This window comes from Amaricoccus sp. (assembly GCF_017993425.1).
Classification (GTDB): domain Bacteria; phylum Pseudomonadota; class Alphaproteobacteria; order Rhodobacterales; family Rhodobacteraceae; genus Amaricoccus.
Genome location: NZ_JAGOMQ010000021.1, coordinates 15,207 through 38,154 on the forward strand (window position 1 = coordinate 15,207; position 22,948 = coordinate 38,154).

Consider the following 22,948-nt stretch of genomic DNA (forward strand, 5'->3'; position numbering starts at 1 on the left):
GTGCTGAGCTTCGGGATGCGCAGGTTCAGCTGCCCGAGCCCGGGTGTCGAGCGTCCGGTCGCGGTAGACGTTGCGCCAGGTCGACCGCTCGCCGGTTCGTTCGTACCGCCCCGCGCCGATCATGCCCTCCAGAGCCCGCCCTCAGCGGCGCTCAAACGGACCGCGCCGTATCGGCCAGCGTTTCGAGCAGCCATTGCAGCCCGGCGTCGCGATCCGAGCGCTGGTGCCAGATCGCGTCGAAGCTCACCTCCAGAGGCTCGTAGGGGAGATCGAGGATCGCCAGAACGCCCTGGTCGACGGCGCGCCGGGCGAGCCGCTCCGGCAGGGTCGCCACCATGTCGGTGCCGGCGAGGATGTCGGGAACCGCCGCGAAATGCGGGAGCGAGACCGCGACATGGCCGACCATGTCCTTGTCCTTCGCGCTCGTCTCGATCACCAGCCGGTCGATCCAGACGCGGCGCCAGACGCCCCGCTCGTCCATGAACCCGTCAGATCCCTGGTCCTCGCTCCCGGTCAGCTCGACGACGAGGAAGGGAAACCCGAGCAGCCGGGCGAGGGTCACGGGGCCCTCGGTCAGCGGATGCTCGCGGCGCACCACGACCGCCTCCTTCTCGAGGAAAAGCGGCGTCCGGCGCATGCGCGGCGGCAGGTCGGCGAACCAGCTCACCACGAGGTCGATGCGCCCCTCGTCGAGATGGCGGATGACGTCGGTCCGGTTGCACGGGAAGACCCGGAGCTCGACCTGCGGCGCGACCTCGCTCAGCCGGCGGATCAGGCCCGGCAGCAGCGCGACGGCGCCGAAATCCGTGAGGGAGATCCGGAAGGCCCGGGTCGCGTCCGCGGGCACGAAGGGCCGCGCGCCGATGGCCTCGTCGATGCGGCCGAGGCCGTCGCGGATGCTCGGCGCCAGGTCGAGGGCGCGCCGCGTCGGCTCCATCCCGTGGTCGCCGTGGACGAAGAGCTCGTCGTCGAGCGCCCGGCGCAGCCGCGAGAGCGCATGGCTCACCGCCGAAGGCGTCACGCCGAGCGTCTTGGCGGCGCCGCTGACGCTGCCCTGCTCCAGGATCGCCTCGAAGGCGCGGAACAGGTTCAGGTCGATCCGCTGCAGGGACACCGCCTCAGTCTCCTGATTTCCGCCCGGCGCCCGGGCCTAACTCCGCCGCCATCCGCCGCCGCGGGGCGGCGGCCTCTATGCGTTGGCGGCCACCATCGGCGCGGCGGCGTCGGCCTCGTCGATCTCCCCGAGCAGCCGCTCGGCCTCCGGCGAGCCGGGGGCGGCGTAGTTCAGGTTCCGGAAGAGGCCGGCGAGCCGGGTGAAGTGGCGCCGGACCTCCTCCTTGTCGGTGAAGCCGTAGTCGCGCCGCGCGATCGAATAGACCCGGTCGAAGAGCGCCTTCTGCCGCTCCAGCGAGACCGAGCTGTCGATCTCGTCGAAGGCGTCCTGCTGCAGGTAGACCATGTCGACGAACTTCGCCGCCTCGGAGATGACGAAGTCCTCGACGCTGATGCCCTCCTCGCCGGTCACCTGCTCCATGCGCGCGATCTCGTCGCCGCGCTTCAGCAGCGCCATCATCGCCTCGACCCGGTCGGTCCAGTCGGCGGCGATGTTCTCCGAGGCCCAGCCCTCGAGCTGGCGCAGGTAGCGCGACCAGGAGATCAGCGGGTCGATCGCCGGGTAGAACCGCTTGTAGGCACGGTCGTAGGAGAGGCCGAGGAAGCATTTCACCGCCGCCAGGGTGGACTGGGTGACGGGCTCCTCGAAGTTGCCGCCCGCCGGCGAGACCGAGCCGATCAGCGTCAGCGCGCCCTCGGAGCCGTCGTTGGTGCGGATGCGGCCGGCGCGCTCGTAGACGCCCTTGATGGCGCTGTCGAGATAGGCGGGGAAGGCCTCCTCGCCCGGGATCTCCTCGAGCCGCCCGGAGGTCTCGCGCATCGCCTGCGCCCAGCGGGAGGTGCTGTCGGCGATGATCAGCGTGCGCAGGCCCATCTGGCGGTAGTATTCGCCGATGGCGATGCCGGTGTAGATCGACGCCTCGCGGGCGGCGACCGGCATCGAGGAGGTGTTGCAGACGATCACCGTGCGGTCCATCAGCGAGCCGCCGGTCTTGGGATCCTTCAGGTGCGGGAACTCGGTGATGGTCTCCACCACCTCGCCCGCCCGCTCGCCGCAGGCGACGAGCACCACCACGTCCACGTCGGCGTGCCGCGCGATGAGGTTGAGGAGCACCGTCTTGCCGGCGCCGAAGGGTCCGGGGATGCAGGCCGCGCCCCCCTGAACGACGGGGAAGAAGGTGTCGATGATCCGCTGGGTGGTGATCATCGGCTGGTCGGGGAAGAGGCGGGTGGACCAGCCCTTGGCGAGCAGCTTGCGCGGCAGCGGCTGGCGCACCGGCCAGTCCTGGGCCAGCGTCACCGTGCGCTCGGCGCCCGAGGCCGCCTTGATGCGGGCGATCGGCTCGTCGACCGTCACCGACCCGTCGCGCAGCCAGGTCACCTCGAACTCCTCGTCGAGGTCGAAGGGGACCATGATCTTGTGGGTGATCGGGCCCTCGGGCACCGTGCCCACCGTGTCGCCGCCGCGCAGCCGGTCGCCGATGCGCACGCTGGCGGCGAAGGACCATTTGGCGTTGGGGTCGAGCCCCGGCGCCTCGACGCCGCGCGGCAGGAAGGTGCCGTGGCCGACGGCCAGCGCCTCCAGCGGGTTCTGGAGCCCGTCATAGACCTGGCCGAGCAGGCCGGGGCCGAGGCGGACGGAGAGGAGCAGGCCGGTCTGCTCGACGGCGTCGCCGAGGCCGACGCCCTCGGTGCTCTCGTAGACCTGGGCGTCGGCGCTGTCGCCGATCACCCGCAGCACCTCGGCCTTCAGCCGCTCGTGGGGCGTGCGGGCGGGGCGGATGTAGACGACCTCGTTCTTCACCAGCCGGCCCTCGCCGGAATCGGCGAGCCGCAGGCGGACGATGTCCTCCTGCACGGCGGAGATGTAGGCGACGGGCTCGGGGGCGGCCGCCCCGGGCTCCTGCCGGCGGTCCTTGCCGCGGCCCTTCCGGCCTTCTGGCGTCTTCATGCGGCGTCCTCCAGCCCGGGGTCGCCGGCCATGGCGGCGTCGAGCATCTCGGCGAAGCGGGCGGCGGCCGCGTCGGAATCGTAGCGCGCCCATCGTTCGGCGAGCGACCAGCGCATCAGGTAGAGCCCCACCGCCTCGAGATCGAACTCGTGGCCGAAGGCGCGCCGCTCCGCCGCCTCCCAGGCGGCTTCCAGCACGACGCGCTCCATCCCGGCGGCGTCGCCCTTCTCGAGCATGTCCCGGGCGGCGGGCAGCCAGGGGAAGCTGCGCCCGAGGCCGAAATCCGGGAGGCTCCAGCCGGCGCGGATCCGCTCGACGTGGCGGCCGAAGCCCCAGGGCGCGCCCGGGGGCGGCGCCTCCTCGCCGGCATGGCGCCGGCGGAGCGCGGCGACCAGCGTACGGATCTCCAGCCGCTCCTCGATGGCGGCGCGCAGGTCGCCGTCGGGGACGCCGGCGAGGACCTTCGCCGCGCGGTCGAGGAAGGCCGCGTCGTCGTCGCCCACGTCGATCCGGTCCCAGGAGAGGATCGAGCGCGCCAGCTCCACCCCCGCCATGTCCTCCGGCGAGAGCGCCTTCAGCCGCTCGTTGAGCCGGGCGCGGTTGATCGGCGGCTCCTTCTCGGAGAGGAGCCCGATGGCGGGCAGGCTCGCCATCAGCGTCACGTAGGGGTCGCCCTGGTAGATCACTTCACCACCCCTTCGAGGAGCGCCCGGAAGCGCGGCTGGAGATGGGCGAGGATCGCCTCGGCCACCGCCCGGTCGGAGAGGTCGATGCTGACCCCACGGTCGCCGAGCTCGAGGCGGATGCCGCCCGCGTCGTCCCCGGCGCGGCCGAAGGTCACGCCCTTGCGCAGCATCTCGGCCGCGGAGGCGGCGGCGAAATGGGTGAGCGAGCCCTCGCGGAGCTGCTCGGGCTTGCGCCGGAGCTCGTCGAGGCCGACGGCGGCGCGGGGCAGGATCACCTCGACCTCCGCCGCCTGGTCGACGGCGCCCTCGTCGCGGGCGCGGGAGGCGACGGCGAGGATCATGCGCTTGAGCAGCTCCTCGTCGCGCATCGCCTCGGAGACGGTCTTGCCCACGTCCTCGGCGAAGCGGCGGGCGAGCTGCTCCTTCAGCTCCAGCACCGCGTCGCGGGCGGCGACGCGCAGCGCGTCCTCGCCGGCGCGCCGCTGCGCCTCGGCCTCGCGGTAGGCGGCCTCGCGGCGGGCCTTGGCGTCGGCCTCGGCGGCGTCGACGAGCTTGCGCGCGCGGGCCTCGGCCTCGGCGACGATGCGCTCGGCCTCGGCGCGGCCGGCGGCCACGCCGTCGTCGCGCAGCCGGGCGATCAGGGCCTCCACGCCGGAGGCTGCGCCGGCGGCGCTGGGGACGGTCTCGGCCATGTCGCTACCCCTCGATGCCGCCCGCGAGCACCAGCGCGAAGACGAAGGAGAAGACCGCGAAGCCCTCGACGATGGCCGCGGGCGCGAGCGCCAGGCCGAAGATCTCGGGCTTGTTCTTCGACGCCGCCACCGCGCTCGCCAGCGCGCGTCCCTGCCAGATGCCGATGTAGAGGAGCGCGAGCCCGAGCACGAAGCCGATGCCGAAGAGCGCGCCGCCGTTCTCCGGCGTCACCGCCCGCTGGAGCGCGAACATCACCACGATGCCGTAGATCACGTTCGAGGACGGGATCGCCGCGGCGCCGATGAAGCGGCCATAGCCGCTGTCGGTCTCCTGCATCGCGCCGATCGCCGCCTGGCCGGCGATCGCCACCCCGATCGCGCTGCCGAGCGCGCCGCCGCCCACGGGCGCGAACACCCCCAGCCAGCCGAGCAGGACGATGAGTTCATTCATGCGGGCGCCTCCCTTTTTGCGAACGCGCGGAACGGATAGCCTTCCTCGGACAGGCCCCAGCCGAAGAACTCGACGTAGTTGAGCCGGAGCCCGTGGACCACGCCGCTCATGATGCCGATGACGACGTTGATCGCGTGGCCGAAGACGAGCACGACGATCGCCAGGAGCACGCCGATGCCCGGATGCAGCTCGCGCACCTGCCCGGCGAGGTCGTTGAAGGTCGCCGCCAGCGAGGCGCTGGCGAGGCCGAGGGCGAAGAGCCGGAGATAGCTCAGGATGTCGCCGAAGAGCTTGGTGACGCCGGTAAGCCCGAGGAGCCCGTCGCTGATCCGGAAGAGCCAGTCGGAGGGCCTGTTCACCGGCCTGCCGGCGGCGCTGCCCCAGAAGACGGCGCCGAGCCCCGCGGCCAGCGCCACCATCCCGGCCGCCCGCAGGATGTCGCCGCCGAGCCAGATCAGCAGCCCGGCGGCGATGACCCCGATCCAGCCGAGCGCCGCGAGCGCGCGCGGCGTGCCGCGGTTGAGCCAGGCGACGGTCCCGAGCGCGATGGCGATGTGCAGGCAGCCGATGGCCACCGAGACCACCATCATCTTCTGGAAGTCGCCCACGTCGATGATCCGCAGGCGGCCGAGCAGGCTGCCCTCCGGCGGATGCGCGCCGAAATAGGAGCCCGCCAGCACGCCGTAGACGAGCGAGGCTCCCGAGAGGGCGGCGAGCAGCATCCGCGCCCGGCGCCCGGCGGCGCTGGCGCCGAGCCGGCGCCAGAAGAAGGCGGTGCCGAGGGCGAAGAGCGCCGCATACCCCGCGTCCGCCACGATCATCGCGAAGAAGACCGCGAAGGAGGCGAAGACGATCAGGCTCGGGTCCCAGCTCCGGTAGGCGGGGCTGGTGTAGAAGCTCGTCAGGTCGCCGCCGATGGCGAGGCGGTCGTCGTCGGCGCGCAGGAGGGTCGGGGGGCTGTCCTCCGGCCCCGGCGCCTCGGTCACCAGCGCGAGGCCGCGCGCCTCGGCGAAGTCCCGGAGCGCGGGGGCGGCCTCCTTCGGCGCCCAGCCCTGGATCGCGAAGACCTCGCCCTCGTCGAGCGTCTGGCCGGAGACCTCGCGCAGCTCGTCCTGGTCCCGGGCGGCGGCGAGGTCGATGCCGAGCAGCACCCGCCAGCGGCTGAGCTCCGCCCGCTCGCGCTCGGCCTTCTCCAGCTCGATCTCCAGGTCCTCGAGCTCCACGCGGAGCGCCCCGAGCGGCTTCTCCCCCACTTGCGTGCGCAGAACCGGCAGGAGGTTGACCGGCGGCTCCTCCGGCGCGATCACCGCGACCAGAAGCTCCGTGGGCGTGCGCCCGACCGCCGCCCAGGGCAGGTCCAGCCGGTCGAGCGCCGCCCGCTCCTTCAGCGGCAGGGCGTAGAGCCAGAGCCGCTCGCCGCCGATCTCCTCCGGCGCGGGCAGGGCGAAGTCGCCCCAGGGCTCCAGCCCCTCGACCAGCGCCTCCACCTCGTCGCGGCGGTCGGCGAGCTCGCGCAGCCGCAGGCGGTTGGCCATGATCGCGCCGATCACCGCCCCGGGGTCGAACGCCATGCCGTCGCGATAGGGCCGCAGCCGCTCCGGCGCCTCCATGACGTGGCGGAAGGCGGTCTCGGCCCGCCGCCGCGTCGCCGGATCGTCCGGCGTCAGCGGGCCGGGCTCGCTGAGAGGCACGACATGCAGCACACCGAGCGCCTGCAGCCCGTCGAGCACCTCCGCCTTGTCCCCGGCGACGCCGCAAAGCGTCACCCGATGCATGGGAACGATGCTCATGCCTCGCCCGCCCGCGAATTCGCCTGCGCTTCCGCCTCGCGCTTCTTCTTGGCGATCTTCGAGCGCACCACGGCCGCGCGCTCGGCGTCGCCGAGATAGACGTTGATCCGGCGGATGTTGTCGCGGGCCTGCGGGATCAGCACCTTGTCGAAGAGGTTCACCCGCTGGGTGATCCTGACCGCCGCGGCCTCGAGCAGCTCCAGCCGCTCGGCCGCCACCCGCGCCTCGACCCGGAGGCGGATCGCGGCGGCGAGCCGCTCGACCACCGCGTCGACCCAGTGCGGCCGCACCATCCGGCCGTAGGAGGCGCGGATCACCTCGACATGCTCGACCACCGGCAGCCGCACGCCGGCGACGTTCTGGGAGCCCATCCGCACCGCGCCGAGCCGCGCCAGCCCGTCGAGCGCCACCCGCCGGTCGGCGAGCATGGGGATCGCCTCGCCCGCCTCGGCGATGGCGGCGGCGATCCGCGCCTCGATCTCGGCGATCGCGCGTCGTGCCCGCTGCCGCTCGCCCATGACCTGCTGGCGCTTGAGATCGAGCGCCGGCAGATAGCGCCCGTAGGCGACGAGGTTCTCCTTCTCGCGCGAGAGCTGCGACTTCGACAGGGGCACGCGCGCCATGGCTCAGGCGGCCTTGCGCGGGTAGTACTTGTCGATGAGGTTCTGGCGCACCAGCAGCTCCTCGGGCGCGAAGCACTCCGCCATGGTCTCCCAGCCGAGATCGAGCGCCTTCTCGACCGGCAGCGCCACGGAGAGGTCCATGAACCGCTCCTCGAAGAGCGCGCCGTAGCGCACCAGCCGCTCGTCGAACTCCGAGAGCTCGAAGGCCATCGCCTGCTTGCGCTGCGCGTCGCGGGCGCCGGAATAGAGGCGGATCATCGTGTTCATCACCGCCGAGTGATCCTCGCGGGTCTCCTTGCCGATGACGTGCTGCTTCAGGCGGGAGAGCGACCCGAACGGGTCGATCCGCCCGTCGCGCAGGTAGAATTGCCCCTCGGTGATGTAGCCGGTGTTGTCGGGCACCGGATGGGTGACGTCGCCGCCGGGCATGGTGGTGACGGTGAGGATCGTCACCGACCCCGCGCCGGGGAAGACCGCGGCCTTCTCGTAGCGCCGGGCGAGCTGCGAGTAGAGATCGCCGAGATAGCCGCGGTTGGAGGGCACCCGCTCCATGGCGATGCCCACCTCCTTCATCGCATCCGCATAGGCGGTCATGTCGGTGAGGAGCACCAGCACCCGCTTCTTCTCCTCGACGGCGAACTTCTCGGCCACGGCCAGCGCCATGTCGGGGACGAGCAGCCGCTCCAGCGCCGGGTCGGAGGCCTGGTTGACGAACATCACCGTGCGCGCGAAGACGCCGGCGTCCTCGAAGGTCGAGCGGAACCGCCAGTAGCTGTCGAAGGTGAGGCCGAGCCCGCCGAAGACCACCACGTCGGCGTCGGCCTGCACGCCGATGCGGGCCAGGAGCGCGTCGTGCGGCTCGCCGGCGGTGGAGAAGATCGGGATCTTCTGGCTCTCCGCCAGGCAGTTGAAGACGTCGATCATCGGCACGTCGGTGCGGATCATCCGCGACGCCAGCGCGCGGCGCGCCGGGTTAGGCGAGGGGCCTCCGATCGACGCCTGCGGGTCGTGGGCGAGCGAGGGCCCGCCGTCCGCCACCCGCCCGTCGCCGGCGAAGACCCGGCCGAGGATGTTGGGCGAGAACGCCACCCGCGGCGCATGGCCGAGGAAGCGCGCCTGCGTCCGCGTCGAGAGGCCGGCGGTGCCGGAGAAGACCTGCAGCGAGGCCTCGCCCTCGTCGAGCCGCACCACCTGGGCGAGGCGGGGGGCGGCGTCGCGCTCGCCGACGAGCGCGAGGTCGCCGAGGCGCGGCCCCTCCGGGCCGTCGCGCGTCTGCGGGGGCAGGGCGATGCGCACCACATCGCCGACGATGGAGAGCACCCTGTCGTAGTTGATGGAAACGCCAGACAAAACGACCGCCTCCCAGTTCCCGTTGCTTTGCCCTAGAGGCCCGCACGCATTCCTTGCCGGTATCGAGACCTGCCCCGCCGCATCATCGGAGCGCAAAGACATCGCCCCGATTCCTCTGGCGGCCGGGGCCTCGCGCGCCGCGGGGACGTCACCCCGCGACGCTCCCGAAGCGCCAGTAGAGCGGCACGATGAAGAGAGCGACGACGAACCACCAGACGAGGACCGGCAGGCCGAACTTCCAGTACTCGCTGAACTTGTAGCCGCCGGGGCCCATCACCATCAGGTTGACCGGCGTCGCCACCGGCGTCAGCAGCGCCGCATGGGCGCCCATGGCCACCGCGATGATCAGCGGCATCGCCGAGATGCCGGCCTCCGGCCCCGCGGCCACCGCGATCGGCAGCATGACCAGCGCCGCGGCGGTGTTCGACATCAGTTGGGTGATCCCCGCCGTCACCAGGAACAGGCCGCCGAGCACCCCGAGCGGGCCGAAGCCGCCGAGCAGCCCGATCATCCCGTCGGCGATCATCACCGCGAGGCCGCTCTGGGTCATCGCGGCGGCCAGCGGGATCATGCCGCCGACCAGGATGCAGGTGTTCCAGTCGATGCCGCGCCACATCTGCGGCACGTTCAGCACGCCGAGCAGCACCATCAGCCCCGCGCAGATCACCGCGGTGATCGCCGCCGGCCAGGGGTTGATCACGAGCAGCGCCACCAGCAGCAGGAGCACGCCGATCGCCTGCTTCGCCTTGTGGCCGAGGGGCACCGCCTGCCGGCGCACGAGGTCGGGGCTGTCGACCACCAGCACCTGCGGCGAGGCGAGGCGCTTGTCGAGCGCCGCCCACGTGCCCTGCAGGAGCAGGGTGTCGCCGGCCTGGAGCACCTGCGGCCCCGGCCCGAGATCCTGGCCGGCGCGCTGGATGGCGAGCACCAGCAGATCCCCCGAGGGGGTCGCCATGCCCGCGAAGGCGGGCTTGCCGATGTACTCGGAGCGCGGCGGGATCACCACCTCGGCGAGGCCGGAGCCGGGGTTGAAGAGCGTATCGGCGACCTGCGCATCCTTGGGATCGGCGCAGAAGGCGAGGTGCTGGTCCATGGCGAGCCGCCCCGCCGCGGCGGCGTCGCCGCGGACGAGCAGCACGTCGTTCTCGGCCAGCGCCGCGCGGGCGAGCGGCCGCTCGCTGCCGCCCTCCAGCATCGAGACCAGCGACAGGTCGGGATAGCCGGTGAGGTCCAGCGCCTCGCTCGGCTGGCCGACCAGCCCCGAATCCGCGCGCAGCCGCAGCCGGTGCAGCCCGTCCTCGATCCGGTACTGCTCGACCAGGGTATGGGCATGGGCGCTGAAGTCGGGCGGCATCGAGTCGCCGTTGCGGTGGGGCAGGAGGAGCCGCTGCGTAAAGAACATGATGACCATGGAGCCCAGGATCATCGGAATGCCGGCCACCGCGAACTCGAGAAAGCCGATGCCCCCGTAGCCCGCATCCTCGGCGCTGGCCGAGGCGATCACGTTGAGCGGCGCGCCGATCAGCGTCAGCATGGTGGCGCTGTGGGAGGCGAAGCAGAGCGGCAGCAGGAGCTGCGAGGTCGGGATGTTGAGCCGGAGCGCCACCACGATCGTCACCGGCAGCAGCGCCGCCACCGTGGCGTTGACGCTGATGATCGCCGTGAAGACCGCCGCCATCAGCATGAGCAGCAGCAGGGCGAGGCTCTGGCTGCCGCCGGCCCGCTCGATCAGCTTCTGCCCCGCCCAGGTGGTGAAGCCAGAGGCCTCGAGCCCGGCGGCGACCACGAACAGGCCCGCGATCAGCACCACCGTCGGGTCGCCGAGGCCGGATATCGCCTGGTTGCCGCTCAGGATGCCGGTGAAGAACAGCGCCAGCGACACGCCGACGGCGACGATGACCGGGTGGATCTTGTTCCAGATGAAGAAGCCGAGCGCGGCCAGCATAGTCAGCAAGACGACCATTGCGTCGCTCATGTGCGCTCCTCGTGTGGAAACCGCGTCGATGCTCCGCCGCCGGCCCGGGACCTGCAGGCCGCGAGCAACAGATGCAGCCTTGCGCGGAGTTCCGCTTCCAGTTTCGTTCCGGCCGACGCTAGGGGCTGGTCCGAATCGCGTCAAGGGCGGGACCGGCAAGATCCCGGACAAAACGATTTGGCCGCACGACAAGACTCATGTTCACGCGACTTGTGAAGCATATTCAATCCGTATCGGTCATACGCGCCCCATGTGGATGGCGGGCGATTTTCAGATCGTTCCAAACTAAAGGATCAGGGCGGGCGGCGGAACCGTGCGTTCCGGTACTGCGAGATTGACCGCTTTGGCGGTTCTGCCATTGTGGCGCCGCAATCCAGGGAACCTCACATGACCGATTCACCTTCGCCGCGCCGCAAGTACGAGCGGCTGATCGCCGCCGTGGCCGAGCTGCCCCCTGTCCCGACCGCCGTGGCGCATCCCTGCTCGGACGCCGCCCTCGAAGGGGCGGTCGATGCGGCCAGGATGGGGATCATCGCGCCGATCCTGGTGGGTCCGCGCGCCAAGATCGTCGCCGTGGCCGAGGCGGCGGGGCTCGACATCTCGCCCTACGAGATCGTCGACGCCCTGCACAGCCACGACGCGGCCGAGAAGGCGGTGGCGCTTGTGCGCGAGGGCCGGGCCGAGATGCTGATGAAGGGCTCGCTGCATACCGACGAGCTGCTCGGCGCCGTGGTGCGCCGCGACACCGGGCTGCGCACGGAGCGGCGGCTCAGCCACTGCTTCCTGCTCGACGTGCCGAGCCACGACCGGGTGCTCATCGTCACCGACGCCGCGATCAACATCTTCCCCACGCTGGAGGAGAAGGTGGACATCGTGCAGAACGCCATCGACCTGGCCCATGCCATGGGCGTCGCCGAGCCGCGGGTGGCGATCCTCTCGGCGATGGAGACGGTCAACCCCAAGTTGCAGAGCACGGTGGAAGCGGCGGCCTTGTGCAAGATGGCCGACCGCGGGCAGATCACCGGCGGGCTGCTCGACGGGCCGCTGGCGCTCGACAACGCGATCAGCGCCGAGGCCGCGCGGATCAAGGGGATCGGCGGGCCGGTGGCCGGCCAGGCCGACATCCTGGTGGTGCCGGATCTTGAGGCGGGCAACATGCTGGCCAAGAGCCTCGGCTTCCTCGCCTCGGCCGATTCCGCCGGCATCGTGCTCGGCGCGCGGGTGCCGATCACGCTGACCAGCCGGGCGGATTCGGTGCAGAGCCGCCTCGCCTCCTGCGCGGTGGCGGCGCTGGTGGCCAGCTACCGCCAGCGGACGGCGCCGGTGGCGTCCTGAGATGGCCGATGCGATCCTCGTCGTCAACGCCGGCTCGTCGAGCCTGAAGTTCACCGAATACTACCTGCGGGCCGGCGGGGCGCTGGAGGTGGCGGTTCGCGGCAGTATCGAGGAGCTCTACGGCGCCGCGCGCTTCCGGGCGCGGGACGCGGCCGGCGGCACGCTGGCCGAGCATGCTTGGGAGGGCGAGGCGCCGGGCCATGCCGGGGCGCTCGACCATCTCTTCGGCTGGTTGCAGGGTCAGGCCGGCGGCGACGACCGGCTGATCGGCGTCGGCCACCGGGTCGTGCACGGGGGGGCCGACCATGCCGCGCCGGTGCGGGTCGACGCGGGCGTGCTGGCGGCGCTGGAGCGGCTGGCGCCGCTGGCGCCGCTGCACCAGCCGCACAACCTGCTGCCGATCCGGCTGATCGCCGAGCGGCGGGGCGACCTGCCGCAGGTGGCCTGCTTCGACACCGCCTTCCACGCTAGCGCCCCGGCGCTGTCGCAGGCCTTCGCGCTGCCGGCGCGGATCACCGATCTCGGCGTGCGGCGCTACGGGTTCCACGGCCTCTCCTACGAATACATCGCCTCGGCGCTGCCGGAGCACGACCCCAAGGCCGCGGCCGGCAGGACGGTGGTGCTGCATCTCGGCAATGGTGCCAGCATGTGCGCGGTGGGCGCGGGGCGCAGCGTGGCGAGCACCATGGGCTTCACGGCGCTCGACGGGCTGCCGATGGGCACCCGCTCGGGGGCGCTGGATCCGGGGGTGGTGCTCTATCTGATGCAGGAGCTCGGCATGGACGCGGCCGGGATCGAGGCGCTGCTCTACAAGGAGTCGGGCCTGCTCGGCGTGTCGGGCGTCTCCAGCGACATGCGGGCGCTCCTGGAGAGCGACGCACCCTCGGCGCGACTGGCCGTCGAGCTCTTCGCCTATCGCATCGGCCGCGAGCTCGGCTCGCTGGCGGCGGCGCTGGGCGGCCTCGACGCGGTGGTCTTCACGGCAGGCATCGGCGAGAATTCCGCGGCGATCCGCGCCATGGCCGCGGAGCGCGCGGGCTGGCTCGGGCTGCGGCTCGACGCCGAGGCGAACGCCGCCGGCGGGCCGCGCATCAGCACGGCGGACAGCGCGGTGGCGGCATGGGTCATTCCGACTAACGAGGAATTGATGATCGCCCGACACACGCTCAATCTCGTCAATTGATCTGGGTCATGGCCAATCCCTGGATGGAAAACCCAGATTGGTGATCGTCATATCGTGATCATGGAGACATATATACTTCTGACATAGAAGGGACGAGGCGCGAGACAAGCGCCCGGTATCGGGAAGAAACGCATGGCGATCGACTATCTTGAGAAAATTCTCAACGCGCGGGTCTATGGGGCGGCGGTCGAGACACCGCTCGATCGGGCGGCGATCCTGTCGGAGCGACTGGGCAACACGCTTCTGTTCAAGCGCGAGGATCTGCAGCGCACGAACTCCTTCAAGATGCGCGGCGCCTTCAACAAGATCGCCAGCCTCTCGCCCGAGGCGCTGGCGATCGGCGTGATCACCGCCTCCTCGGGCAACCATGCCCAGGGCGTGGCCTATGGCGCCAAGGTCAAGGGCTGCCGGGCGGTCATCGTGATGCCGGTGTCCACGCCGGCGATCAAGGTCGACGCGGTGCGCGCGCTCGGCGGCGAGGTGGTCCAGTACGGCGACAGCTTCACCGACTCGCTCGGCCATGCGCTGGAGCTGGAGAAGACCGAGGGCCTCAGCTTCGTGCATCCCTACGACGATCCCGAGGTGATCGCCGGCCAGGGGACGATCGGGATGGAGATCCTGCGCCAGTGCCAGGAGCCGATCCATGCGGTCTTCATCGCCATCGGCGGCGGCGGGATGATCGCCGGCATCGGCGCCTATCTCAAGCGCCTGCGGCCCGAGACACGGATCATCGGCGTGCAGCCGGTGGACTCGGACGCGATGAAGCGGTCGCTGGAGACGGGCGAGCGGGTGCTCTTGCCGCATGTCGGCCTCTTCGCCGACGGCGTGGCGGTGCGGCAGGTGGGCGAGGAGACCTTCCGCGTCGCGCGAGAGGTGATCGACGAGATCATGCTCATCGACACCGACGCGATGTGCACCGCGATGCGCGAGGTCTTCGCCGAGAACCGCGCCATCCTGGAGCCCTCGGCCGCGCTGACCGTGGCGGCGGCCAAGGACTATGTGGCGCGCGAAGGCATCCGCGATCAGGTGCTGGTCTCGGTGCTCTGCGGCGCCAACATGAACTTCGACCGGCTCGGCTTCGTGGTGGAGCGGTCCTATGCGGGCGAGCATCGCGAGGCGCTGCTCGGGATCACGGTGCCGCGGACGCCCGGCTCGGTGCGCCGGCTGATCGACACGATCGGCGAGCACCGGTTCAGCGAGTTCGGCTACCGCCTCGGCGATGCGGAGGCGGCGCAGGTGTTCGCGGGCATCTACGTCTCCGGGCGCGAGGACACGGCCGCGACGATCGGCGCGCTGGAGGCGGCGGGCTTCGCGACCACCGACCTCTCCGACAACGAGCTCGCCAAGACCCATCTGCGCCACCTCGCCGGCGGCCGCAGCCCGGCGGCGGGGCAGGAGCAGCTCTACAGCTTCGAGTTCCCCGAGACGCCCGGCGCCTTCGGCGCCTTCCTCAGCCGGATGCGCTCGGACTGGACGGTGAGCCTGTTCCACTACCGCAACCACGGGGCGGACCACGGGAGCGTCCTGATGGGCGTGCAGGTGCCGCCCGGCGACGAGCCGGCGTTCCGTGCCTTCATCGAGGAGCGCGGCTATCCCTTCGTCGAGGAAACCGACAACCCCGCATACCGGATGTTCCTGCGCTGAGCGCGGGCGTCCCGCAGCACATCTCCCAGGAGGACACGCAATGGCCGCCAAGATGGACGTGATCGACAGGCCCGAAACCGACGCCTGGCGCGGCTTCCGGCCCGGGCCGTGGCAGGCGCGCATCAACGTGCGCGACTTCATCCAGCGCAACTACACCCCCTACGAGGGCGACGCGGGCTTCCTGGCCGGGGCGACCGAGCGCACGCGCAAGGTCTGGGACAAGCTCATGCCGATGATCATCGAGGAGCGCGAGAAGGGCGTGCTGGCGGTCAGCCAGGAGCCTTCCAGCATCATCGCCCATGCGCCGGGCTACATCGACAAGGATCTGGAGCTGATCGTCGGGCTGCAGACCGACGCGCCGCTGAAGCGCGCGATCATGCCCAAGGGCGGCTGGCGGGTGGTGGAGGCGAGCCTCAAGGCCTACGGCTTCGAGCCCGACCCCGAGATCGCCAAGATCTTCACCAAGTATACCCGGACCCACAACGACGGCGTGTTCGACGCCTACACCCCCGAGATCCGCAAGTGCCGCAGCTCGGGCATCGTCACCGGCCTGCCCGACGCCTACGGCCGCGGCCGCATCATCGGCGACTATCGCCGCGTCGCCCTCTATGGCATGGACCGGCTGATCGCGGACAAGCACCGCGAGAAGGCCGAGCTCGACGACCGCCATTCGACCGAGGAGGTCATCCGCCTGCGCGAGGAGCTCTCCGAGCAGATCCGCTCGCTGAAGCAGCTCAAGGAGATGGCGGCCCTCTACGGCTACGACATCTCCGGCCCGGCCACGACGGGGCGCGAGGCGGTGCAGTGGACCTATTTCGCCTATCTCGCCGCCACCAAGGAGCAGAACGGCGCGGCGATGTCGGTGGGCCGCATCTCGAGCTTCCTCGACATCTTCCTCGATCGCGACATCCGCGACGGCCGGCTGACCGAGAGCGAGGCGCAGGAGCTGATCGACGATCTGGTCATCAAGTTCCGCATCATCCGCTTCCTGCGCACGCCCGACTACAACAACCTCTTCTCCGGCGATCCGACCTGGGTGACCGAGTATATCGGCGGCATGGGCCAGGACGGCCGCACGCTGGTCACCAAGACCAGCTTCCGCATCCTCAACACGCTCTTCACCCTGGGCCCGGCCCCCGAGCCCAACCTCACCGTCGGCTGGTCGCCGCGGCTGCCGAGGGGGTTCAAGGAGTTCGCGATCCGCTGCTCGATCGAGACCAGCTCGATCCAGTACATGTGCGACGACCAGATGCGGCCGAAATGGGGCGACGACGCCGCCATCGCCTGCTGCGTCTCGGGCATGGCGGTCGGCAAGCAGATGCAGTTCTTCGGCGCCCGGGTGAACCTCTTGAAGTCGCTGCTCTACGCGATCAACGGCGGCCGCGACGAGATGTCGGGCGAGCAGGTCGGCCCGCCGCTGGCGCCGGTCACCGGCGACGTGCTCGACTACGATGAGGTGATGGCGCGCTTCGAGATCGTGAGCGAGTGGCTAGCGCGGACCTATGTCAACGCGCTCAACATCATCCACTACATGCACGACAAGTACTGCTACGAGTCGGTCCTGATGGCGCTGCACGACCGCGACATCCTGCGGACGCTCGCCTGCGGCATCGCCGGCCTGTCGCATACCGCCGACAGCCTTTCCGCGATCAAATACGCCACGGTCCGGCCGGTGCGCGACGAGACCGGCCTGATCGTCGACTACACGATCGAGGGCGACTTCCCGAAATACGGCAACAACGACGAGCGGGCGGATGCGATCGCGGTGGATCTGGTCCGCTCGTTCATGGCCAAGATCCGCCACTACGAGACCTACCGCGACGCGCGGCACACCCAGTCGATCCTGACCATCACCTCGAACGTGGTCTACGGCAAGCAGACCGGCAACTCGCCGGACGGCCGCAAGGCCGGCGTGCCCTTCGCTCCGGGCGCCAACCCGTCGAACGGCGCGGACACCCACGGCGCGCTCGCGGCGATGATGTCGGTGGCGAAGCTCCCCTACGACGAGGCCGAGGACGGGATCTCGCTGACGATCTCGGTGGTGCCGACCTCGCTCGGCAGCGACCAGGACCGGATCGACCGCGGCGTCGGCGGGCTCGACGCCTATTTCTCGTCGAACGGCTTCCACGCCAACCTCAACGTGCTCAACCGCGAGACGCTGCTCGACGCCGTGGAGCATCCCGAGAACTACCCGCAGCTGACGATCCGCGTCTCGGGCTATGCGGTGAACTTCGTCAAGCTCACCCGCGAGCAGCAGCTCGACGTGCTGAACCGCACCTTCCACGGGTCCATGTAGCCCATGTCCAGCAACCTCGTCGGCAGCCGGTACGAGTTCCATCTCACGCACGAGGGGGCCGCCGAGCGCAAGCGGGCGGCATCCTATCACGCGGTCTATGCCGAGGATCTGGCCGAGGCGCCCGCGGACGAGCTCGTCGGCTACGTCCATTCCATCGAGGTCGGCAGCACCGTGGACGGGCCGGGCATCCGTTTCGTGCTGTTCCTCACCGGCTGCCCGATGCGCTGCCAGTACTGTCACAACCCCGACACCTGGCACAAGCACAACGGCGCCAAGTACCCGCTGTCGCGGATCATGTACCAGATCGGCAAGTACACCGAGGTGCTGCGGATCTCCGGCGGCGGGCTGACCATCTCGGGCGGCGAGCCGGCGATGCAGCCGAAGCTCGTCTCCGCCATCATGCGCGAGGCCAAGGCGCTCGGCATGCACACCTGCCTCGACACCTCGGGGCGGCTCGGCACCAATCTCTCGGATGCCGATCTCGCCAACATCGACCTGCACCTGCTCGACATCAAGTCGGGCGATCCCGAGACCTACGAGCGCGTCACCGGCCATCCCCTGCAGCCGACGCTCGACTACGCCCGGCGCCTCACCGACCTCGGCCGCCCGCTCTGGGTGCGCTTCGTGCTGGCGCCGGGCCTGACCGACGCCGAGGAGAACGTCGCGCGCGTCGCCGAGATCTGCGCCGGCCTGCCGACGCTGGAGCGGGTGGAGGTGCTGCGCTTCCACCAGATGGGCAAGGAGAAGTACCGCAAGCTCGGCATCCCCTACCCCCTCGCCGAGACCGAGCCGCCCAGCCCCGAGCTCGCCGAGCGGGTGCGCGGGCAGTTCCGCGCCCGCGGCCTCACCGTCTACTGACCAAGCCAGGGCGCCGGCAGCGCGCCGCCAGGGAGGACACCATGGCAATCAGCGTCTTCGACATCTACAAGATCGGCGTCGGCCCCTCCAGCTCGCATACGTTCGGACCGATGGTGGCCGCCGAGCGCTTCCTGAAGGAGCTGGACGCCGAGGGGCTGTTCGAGCGCGCCGCGAAGGCCGAGATCGAGCTCTACGGATCGATGGCGCTGACCGGCAAGGGCCATTTCACCGACCTCGCCAGCATGCTCGGCCTGGAGGGCAACGCGCCCGCGACCCTCGACAGCGCCACCATCCCCGCCAAGCAGGCGCGCATCGAGGCGGAGAAGACCCTGCATTTCGGCGGCCGCAAGTTCGTCCCCTTCGATCCGGCCCGCGACATCCACTGGCACGGCGAGAAGACCTACGACACCCATCCGAACGGCCTCGCCTTCCGGGCGCTCGACGCCGGCGGCGCCGAGCTCAAGCGCGGTCTCTACTTCTCGATCGGCGGCGGCTTCGTGATCTGCGAGCACGACTCGCTGAACCCGAAGGACGCGGTGGGCGACAAGAAGCCCCTGCCCTACACCACCGGCGCCGAGCTCGCCGCGATCTGCGAGCGCGAGGGCAAGACCATAGCCCAGGTGGTGATGACGAACGAGCTCGCCTGGCGCTCCGAGAAGGAGGTGCGCGACGGCCTACTGGAAATCGCGGCCGTCATGGAGAAGTCGGTGCTGGACGGCATCGCCGCCGAGCCCGGCGAGATCCCCGGTGGTCTCGGCGTCAAGCGCCACGCCGGCCAGATCCACGCCCAGCTCGAGGCGGGCAACACCCCGGGCGCCGACCTCTTCCAGCTCTCGGACTACGTGAACGCCTATGCGCTGGCGGTGATGGAGGTGAACGCCTGCCTCGGCCAGGTGGTGACCGCCCCCACCATGGGCGCCTCGGGCATCGTGCCGGCGGTGCTTCAGGCCTACAAGAAGTTCGCGCCTTCGGCGAACGACGACAAGGTGATCGACTTCCTGCTGGTCTCCGCCGGCTGCTCGATCCCGGTGAAGATCAACGCCTCCTTCTCCGGCGCCGAGGTCGGCTGCCAGGGCGAGGTGGGCTCGGCCAGCCTCATGGCCGCCACCGGCCTCGCGCATGTGCTAGGCGCCAACACCACGGTGGTGCTCAACGCCGGCGCCATGGCGCTGGAGCACAACCTCGGGCTGACCTGCGACCCGGTGAAGGGGCTGGTGCAGATCCCCTGCATCGCCCGCAACGCGCTCGCAGCCAACAAGGCGATCAACGCGGTGCGCCTCTCCATGCTCAAGGGCGACGAGCCCAAGCGCCCCACCTTCGACCAGGTGGTCGAGGTGCTCTACCTCACCGGCAAGGACATGTCCGACAAGTACAAGGAGACCTCCCAGGGCGGCCTCGCCGTCGTCTGGGTGGACTGCTGAACCACGCCGGCCCGCTACCACCCCGTGCGCGAGATCTGACCGGAGAAGGCCTCCCTCGTCGCCATCGACGGCAAGACCTCGCGGCGGAGCGGCAATCGCGGGCGCCGGGACGGCGCGGGCAAGCCCGGCGACGCGGCGGGCGGACGGCCGGCGTGGGCGCGGGGCTGACGCAAGACGTGCGCGCTGCATCGGGGGCGATTGCGTGCAAGCCTGCTGCCCCCGCATGACACGGCGCGACGGCGCTCGGGACCGGCCGCGGCCGCGGCGAGCTTGCCCTCGTCGCGGCCGTTGAGGACGACCGTCGCCCCGTGCGCGGCGAGGCCGGCCGCGAGCGCGAGGCGGCCGGAGAGGTCGAAGAGCGGGAAGGCCATGGCAGCTCTACTCTGCCGCGACGGCAACGCTTCGCAGAATGCCCTTCATCCGGTCCATGCCGAGGCGAAGGAACGGGTCGGAGTGCACGTAGAAATACTGCACGCCGCGCTCCTGCCAGTAGGGCATCTCGTCGAGGGTGACGAGGGTGCCGGCGACGCGACCGGCGGCGCAGATCTTCGCGACGGCCTCGCCGACCTTGGCGATCACTGGCGCCGGGCGCGGCTCGCCGAAAGGCGGCGCCGGCGGGTGGCCCATGTCCTGGGAGAGATCGCCGGGCCCGATGAAGAAGACGTCGACGCCGTCGACCGCGAGCATCGCTTCGAGGTCGTCGATCGCGCCGACCGTCTCGATCATCGCGACCACGAGCCGATCCTCGTGGTTCGTGGGCAGGGCGTAGCGCACTGCGTCGACGATGGCGCGCGCCTGAGCGGCGGTGTCGACCATCGGCACCATCAGCCCGTCGGCGCCGGCGTTGAGGTAGCGGATGAGGAGCGGACGCTCGTGCGACTGCGGGCGGACGATGCCGGCGCCGCCGGCGCCGCGGATCGCCTGGGCGGTGACGCGGATGTCCTCGAAGCCCCAGGTGCCGTGCTCGCAGTCGAGGAAGATCGCGTCGGCGCCGAGCTCGACGAGGCGCACGGCGAGGCCGGAGGAGAGGTGGTGGGTGTTGAACATGGTAACCGCCTCGCCGGCGGCGAGGCGGTTACGGAGCTTCGCTCCCATCATCGGGTGGCTTCCTTCTTCGGCAGATCGGGCGTGTCGGCGGGGGCGCCGACCCGGCGGGCGACGTCGAGGTCGGCGGAGGTGTCGCGCATGAAGGTCGGGCAGATCGAGAGCTCGGGGACGACGGCGCCGGGCGGCAAGCTGGCGCAGAGGTGCACGGCGCGGGCGACGTCGGCGGGGCGCATCATCACCGCGCGCTCGCTGGCGAGCGGCGGCCGGGCGCGGTTGTCCATGATCGGCGTGTCGGTCTCGCCGGGCAGGATGGTGGTGGCGCGGATGCCCTGGTTGCGGAAGGTGTTGTGCAGGAAGGTCATGAAGTTCTTCACCCCCGCCTTCGCCGCGCCGTAGGCGGCGCCGCCGAGCAGGTTCGGGTTGACGACGGCAAGCGAGGAGATGGTGATGATCGTGCCCTCACCCTTGGCGAGCATCGCCGGCAGCACGGCCTGGGTGAGGTTGAAGACGGCGGTCAGGTTGACGTCGACCGTCGCGTTCCACTCCTCCTCGGAGAGGAACAACGGGTTCAGCACCTTCGAGGCGCTGCCGGCGTTGTTGACGAGGATGTCGACCGGGCCAACGCTGGTTGCCACCTCGGCGGCGAGGGCGACGATCTCCTCACGGCTGGCGATGTCGAGCGCGCGGGCGACGGTGCGGCCGCCGGCGGCCTCGATCGCCGCGGCGGCCTCGGCGAGGGGCGCGAGGCGGCGGCCGGCGAGGACGACGGTGGCGCCGTCCTCGGCGAGGAGCGCCGCGGTCTCGCGGCCGATGCCGGAGCCGGCGCCGGTGACGAGCGCGACCTTGCCGGCGAGGCGGCCGGTCATTCCGCCGCCTCCTTCCAGCCGTAGACCTCGCGCGCGGCGCGCTCGGTGATGAGGCCATCGGCGAGGTCAGCGGCGATGAGCTCGGCCGGGCGCTCGGCGGCGCGGCCCCAGCCGCCGCCGCCGGGGGTCTCGACCTTGAGCCGGTCGCCGGTGCGCAGCACGATCTTGCCCTTGGGGAACTGCGGCGCGCCGTTCTTCTCGACCCGGCCCGGGGCGCCGGAGCCGCCCTCGACGACGCCGAAGCAGGGATGGCGCACCCGCTCGGAGGCGAGATAGACGCTCATCGGCGCCTTGCCGCGGTTGCGCAGCACGGCGCGCTGGCCGAGGCCGCCGCGGTGCTTGCCGGGGCCGCCGGAGTCGGGGATCAGCTCCTTGCGCTCGGTGAGGACCGGGACGGCGATCTCGAACATCTCGATCGCCGTCACCTTGCAGTTCGAGGGGAAGCTCAGGGTGTCGAGGCCGTCGAGCTCGGCGCGGGCGCCCTGGCCGCCGTGGAAGTTCTGCACCGAGCCGTACTGGCTGCCGTCGTCGCGCTGGCCGACGCAGTTCGCCGCCCAGATCGGCGCGCCGCCGGAGTCGCCCATCACCTTGTCGGGGACGACGCCCTCGAGGGCGCGGAAGATCAGCGAGGGGATGACGTGGCCGATCAGGTTGCGCGAGTTGCCCGCCGTCCAGGGCTCCGGGTTCAGGATCGAGCCGAGCGGCGCGTCGTCGGTGAAGGGGACGATGCAGCCCTCGTTGTTCGGCGTGTCCGGGTCGAGCAGGCACTTCAGCGCGTAGACGGTGTGGGCGTAGCGGTAGTTGGTGCGGCAGTTGATCGAGTGCAGCACCTGCGGCGAGGAGCCGGCGTAGTCGACATGGATCGAGTCGTCGCGGACCTCGACGGTCGCCTTCAGCTTCACGTCCTCGTGGTAGCCGTCGAGCAGGACTTCGGCGGAATAGCTGCCGTTCGGCCAGCTGCCGATCGCCCTGCGGGTCTGCGCCTCGGAGCGGGAGTGGATCGCCCGGGCGAGGCCGTCGACGTCGTCGAGGCCGTACTCGTCGAGGAACTTCAGGAGCTCGCGGGACATGACGGCGTTGGCGGCGACCATCGAGTCGAGGTCGCCCTGCACCTCGGTCGGCAGGCGCACGGAGGCGGCGATGATATCGAGCACGTCCTGGTTGGGGACGCCGGCCTTGTGCAGCTTGACGATCGGGAAGCGGATGCCCTCCTCGAAGATGTCGCTGGCCTCGGAGTGCAGCGGCGCGCCGCCGATGTCGGGCAGGTGGGCGATCGAGCCGGCATAGGCGACGACGCGGCCCTTCTTGAAGATCGGCGTGATCATGGTGACGTCCGGCAGGTGGCCGGTGCCGATCTCCGGGTCGTTGGTGGCGAGGACGTCGCCCTCCGCGAGCGTCTCGGGCGGGAACTTCGGCAGGAAGTGCTGCTGCGCCGCGGCGGGCAGCGAGCTGATGAAGACGGGGATCGACCAGGTGCATTGGGCGAGCGCCCGGCCGCGGCTGTCGAGGAGCACGGTGACGTAGTCGTGGTTCTCGCGTACGATCGGCGAGAAGGCGGTGCGGCCGAGCACGGTGTCCGCCTGGTCGGCGATGAAGATCAGCCGGTTCCACATCACCTGGAGGTTGATGGGATCGTCGAAGTCCGGCGCGTTCGTGGTCGACATGGG

The 22,948-nt window shown here is 70.8% G+C and carries 19 protein-coding genes and 1 pseudogene; 6 read left to right on the forward strand and 14 right to left on the reverse strand.

What is annotated here, in order from left to right; translation table 11 throughout:
* Positions 1 to 5: 5 nt before the first annotated feature.
* The 10 genes and pseudogenes from KBB57_RS11460 to KBB57_RS11505 form a co-directional block, all read right to left on the reverse strand.
* Positions 6 to 132, reverse strand: a pseudogene (locus tag KBB57_RS11460) (transposase); the annotation flags it as partial.
* Positions 133 to 151: 19 nt separating this feature from the next.
* Positions 152 to 1,114, reverse strand: a complete 963-nt coding sequence (locus KBB57_RS11465) for a LysR substrate-binding domain-containing protein (protein ID WP_290750104.1) — start codon at positions 1,112 to 1,114, stop codon at positions 152 to 154.
* Between the two features lie 75 nt (positions 1,115 to 1,189).
* Positions 1,190 to 3,064, reverse strand: a complete 1,875-nt coding sequence (locus tag KBB57_RS11470; RefSeq protein WP_290750107.1) for a V-type ATP synthase subunit A — start codon at positions 3,062 to 3,064, stop codon at positions 1,190 to 1,192.
* Positions 3,061 to 3,750 (reverse strand): DUF2764 family protein, encoded by a 690-nt coding sequence (locus KBB57_RS11475; protein WP_290750109.1) that lies wholly within the window; start codon positions 3,748 to 3,750, stop codon positions 3,061 to 3,063. The genes KBB57_RS11470 and KBB57_RS11475 overlap by 4 nt, the downstream gene beginning before the upstream one ends.
* The gene (locus KBB57_RS11480) at positions 3,747 to 4,442 is read right to left on the reverse strand and encodes a hypothetical protein (RefSeq protein WP_290750112.1); all 696 of its coding nucleotides are present in this window, start codon (positions 4,440 to 4,442) and stop codon (positions 3,747 to 3,749) included. The genes KBB57_RS11475 and KBB57_RS11480 overlap by 4 nt, the downstream gene beginning before the upstream one ends.
* Before the next feature lie 4 nt (positions 4,443 to 4,446).
* Positions 4,447 to 4,893 (reverse strand): ATP synthase subunit C, encoded by a 447-nt coding sequence (locus KBB57_RS11485; protein WP_290750115.1) that lies wholly within the window; start codon positions 4,891 to 4,893, stop codon positions 4,447 to 4,449.
* Positions 4,890 to 6,683, reverse strand: a complete 1,794-nt coding sequence (locus KBB57_RS11490) for a hypothetical protein (protein ID WP_290750119.1) — start codon at positions 6,681 to 6,683, stop codon at positions 4,890 to 4,892. Before KBB57_RS11490 ends, KBB57_RS11485 begins: the two co-directional genes overlap by 4 nt.
* Complete coding sequence (locus KBB57_RS11495; protein WP_290750122.1) at positions 6,680 to 7,306, reverse strand: V-type ATP synthase subunit D; 627 nt, start codon at positions 7,304 to 7,306, stop codon at positions 6,680 to 6,682. Before KBB57_RS11495 ends, KBB57_RS11490 begins: the two co-directional genes overlap by 4 nt.
* Positions 7,307 to 7,309: 3 nt before the next feature.
* Positions 7,310 to 8,656: a V-type ATP synthase subunit B gene (locus KBB57_RS11500; protein ID WP_290750125.1), complete on the reverse strand. Its 1,347-nt coding sequence runs from the start codon at positions 8,654 to 8,656 to the stop codon at positions 7,310 to 7,312.
* A gap of 148 nt (positions 8,657 to 8,804) precedes the next feature.
* Entirely contained in the window at positions 8,805 to 10,631 is a 1,827-nt protein-coding gene (locus KBB57_RS11505; RefSeq protein ID WP_290750128.1) for an SLC13 family permease, read from the reverse strand.
* A gap of 387 nt (positions 10,632 to 11,018) precedes the next feature.
* On the opposite strand from KBB57_RS11505, the gene KBB57_RS11510 reads away from it, so the two are divergent.
* From KBB57_RS11510 to KBB57_RS11535, 6 genes are all read left to right on the forward strand, one after another.
* A complete protein-coding gene (locus KBB57_RS11510; RefSeq protein ID WP_290750130.1) occupies positions 11,019 to 11,966 on the forward strand; it encodes a bifunctional enoyl-CoA hydratase/phosphate acetyltransferase in 948 nt (315 codons plus the stop codon).
* Position 11,967: 1 nt separating this feature from the next.
* Positions 11,968 to 13,149, forward strand: coding sequence for an acetate/propionate family kinase (locus tag KBB57_RS11515; protein ID WP_290750132.1), 1,182 nt, complete (start codon positions 11,968 to 11,970; stop codon positions 13,147 to 13,149).
* A 132-nt stretch (positions 13,150 to 13,281) separates the two neighbouring features.
* Positions 13,282 to 14,793, forward strand: coding sequence for a threonine ammonia-lyase, biosynthetic (gene ilvA / locus KBB57_RS11520; RefSeq protein ID WP_290750135.1), 1,512 nt, complete (start codon positions 13,282 to 13,284; stop codon positions 14,791 to 14,793).
* Between the two features lie 52 nt (positions 14,794 to 14,845).
* Positions 14,846 to 17,089: a formate C-acetyltransferase gene (gene pflB / locus KBB57_RS11525; protein WP_290750255.1), complete on the forward strand. Its 2,244-nt coding sequence runs from the start codon at positions 14,846 to 14,848 to the stop codon at positions 17,087 to 17,089.
* A gap of 3 nt (positions 17,090 to 17,092) precedes the next feature.
* Positions 17,093 to 17,947 carry a pyruvate formate-lyase-activating protein gene (pflA, locus tag KBB57_RS11530; protein ID WP_290750138.1) on the forward strand — a complete coding sequence of 285 codons (855 nt, stop codon included), beginning with the start codon at positions 17,093 to 17,095 and terminating at the stop codon, positions 17,945 to 17,947.
* Between the two features lie 41 nt (positions 17,948 to 17,988).
* Positions 17,989 to 19,368 (forward strand): L-serine ammonia-lyase, encoded by a 1,380-nt coding sequence (locus KBB57_RS11535; protein ID WP_290750140.1) that lies wholly within the window; start codon positions 17,989 to 17,991, stop codon positions 19,366 to 19,368.
* Between the two features lie 14 nt (positions 19,369 to 19,382).
* Here the strand turns inward: KBB57_RS11535 and KBB57_RS11540 are convergent, their stop codons facing one another.
* The 4 genes from KBB57_RS11540 to KBB57_RS11555 are packed head-to-tail and all read right to left on the reverse strand — an operon-like array spanning position 19,383 to position 22,945.
* A complete protein-coding gene (locus tag KBB57_RS11540) occupies positions 19,383 to 19,739 on the reverse strand; it encodes a hypothetical protein (protein WP_290750143.1) in 357 nt (118 codons plus the stop codon).
* Between the two features lie 7 nt (positions 19,740 to 19,746).
* Positions 19,747 to 20,466, reverse strand: a complete 720-nt coding sequence (locus KBB57_RS11545) for an aldolase/citrate lyase family protein (protein WP_290750146.1) — start codon at positions 20,464 to 20,466, stop codon at positions 19,747 to 19,749.
* Positions 20,463 to 21,281, reverse strand: coding sequence for an SDR family oxidoreductase (locus KBB57_RS11550; RefSeq protein ID WP_290750149.1), 819 nt, complete (start codon positions 21,279 to 21,281; stop codon positions 20,463 to 20,465). Before KBB57_RS11550 ends, KBB57_RS11545 begins: the two co-directional genes overlap by 4 nt.
* Positions 21,278 to 22,945, reverse strand: coding sequence for a hydantoinase B/oxoprolinase family protein (locus tag KBB57_RS11555; RefSeq protein ID WP_290750152.1), 1,668 nt, complete (start codon positions 22,943 to 22,945; stop codon positions 21,278 to 21,280). Before KBB57_RS11555 ends, KBB57_RS11550 begins: the two co-directional genes overlap by 4 nt.
* Positions 22,946 to 22,948 lie beyond the last annotated feature (3 nt).

Coding starts and splice junctions, on each gene's coding strand:
- KBB57_RS11485 (WP_290750115.1), bottom strand. CDS start 4,893: ATGAATGAACTCATCGTCCTGCTCGGCTGGCTGGGGGTGTTCGCGCCC.
- pflB (WP_290750255.1), top strand. CDS start 14,846: ATGGACGTGATCGACAGGCCCGAAACCGACGCCTGGCGCGGCTTCCGG.
- KBB57_RS11480 (WP_290750112.1), bottom strand. CDS start 4,442: ATGGCCGAGACCGTCCCCAGCGCCGCCGGCGCAGCCTCCGGCGTGGAG.
- KBB57_RS11545 (WP_290750146.1), bottom strand. CDS start 20,466: ATGATGGGAGCGAAGCTCCGTAACCGCCTCGCCGCCGGCGAGGCGGTT.
- KBB57_RS11505 (WP_290750128.1), bottom strand. CDS start 10,631: ATGAGCGACGCAATGGTCGTCTTGCTGACTATGCTGGCCGCGCTCGGC.
- pflA (WP_290750138.1), top strand. CDS start 17,093: ATGTCCAGCAACCTCGTCGGCAGCCGGTACGAGTTCCATCTCACGCAC.
- KBB57_RS11540 (WP_290750143.1), bottom strand. CDS start 19,739: ATGGCCTTCCCGCTCTTCGACCTCTCCGGCCGCCTCGCGCTCGCGGCC.
- KBB57_RS11490 (WP_290750119.1), bottom strand. CDS start 6,683: ATGAGCATCGTTCCCATGCATCGGGTGACGCTTTGCGGCGTCGCCGGG.
- KBB57_RS11470 (WP_290750107.1), bottom strand. CDS start 3,064: ATGAAGACGCCAGAAGGCCGGAAGGGCCGCGGCAAGGACCGCCGGCAG.
- KBB57_RS11515 (WP_290750132.1), top strand. CDS start 11,968: ATGGCCGATGCGATCCTCGTCGTCAACGCCGGCTCGTCGAGCCTGAAG.
- KBB57_RS11550 (WP_290750149.1), bottom strand. CDS start 21,281: ATGACCGGCCGCCTCGCCGGCAAGGTCGCGCTCGTCACCGGCGCCGGC.
- KBB57_RS11495 (WP_290750122.1), bottom strand. CDS start 7,306: ATGGCGCGCGTGCCCCTGTCGAAGTCGCAGCTCTCGCGCGAGAAGGAG.
- ilvA (WP_290750135.1), top strand. CDS start 13,282: ATGGCGATCGACTATCTTGAGAAAATTCTCAACGCGCGGGTCTATGGG.
- KBB57_RS11555 (WP_290750152.1), bottom strand. CDS start 22,945: ATGTCGACCACGAACGCGCCGGACTTCGACGATCCCATCAACCTCCAG.
- KBB57_RS11535 (WP_290750140.1), top strand. CDS start 17,989: ATGGCAATCAGCGTCTTCGACATCTACAAGATCGGCGTCGGCCCCTCC.
- KBB57_RS11510 (WP_290750130.1), top strand. CDS start 11,019: ATGACCGATTCACCTTCGCCGCGCCGCAAGTACGAGCGGCTGATCGCC.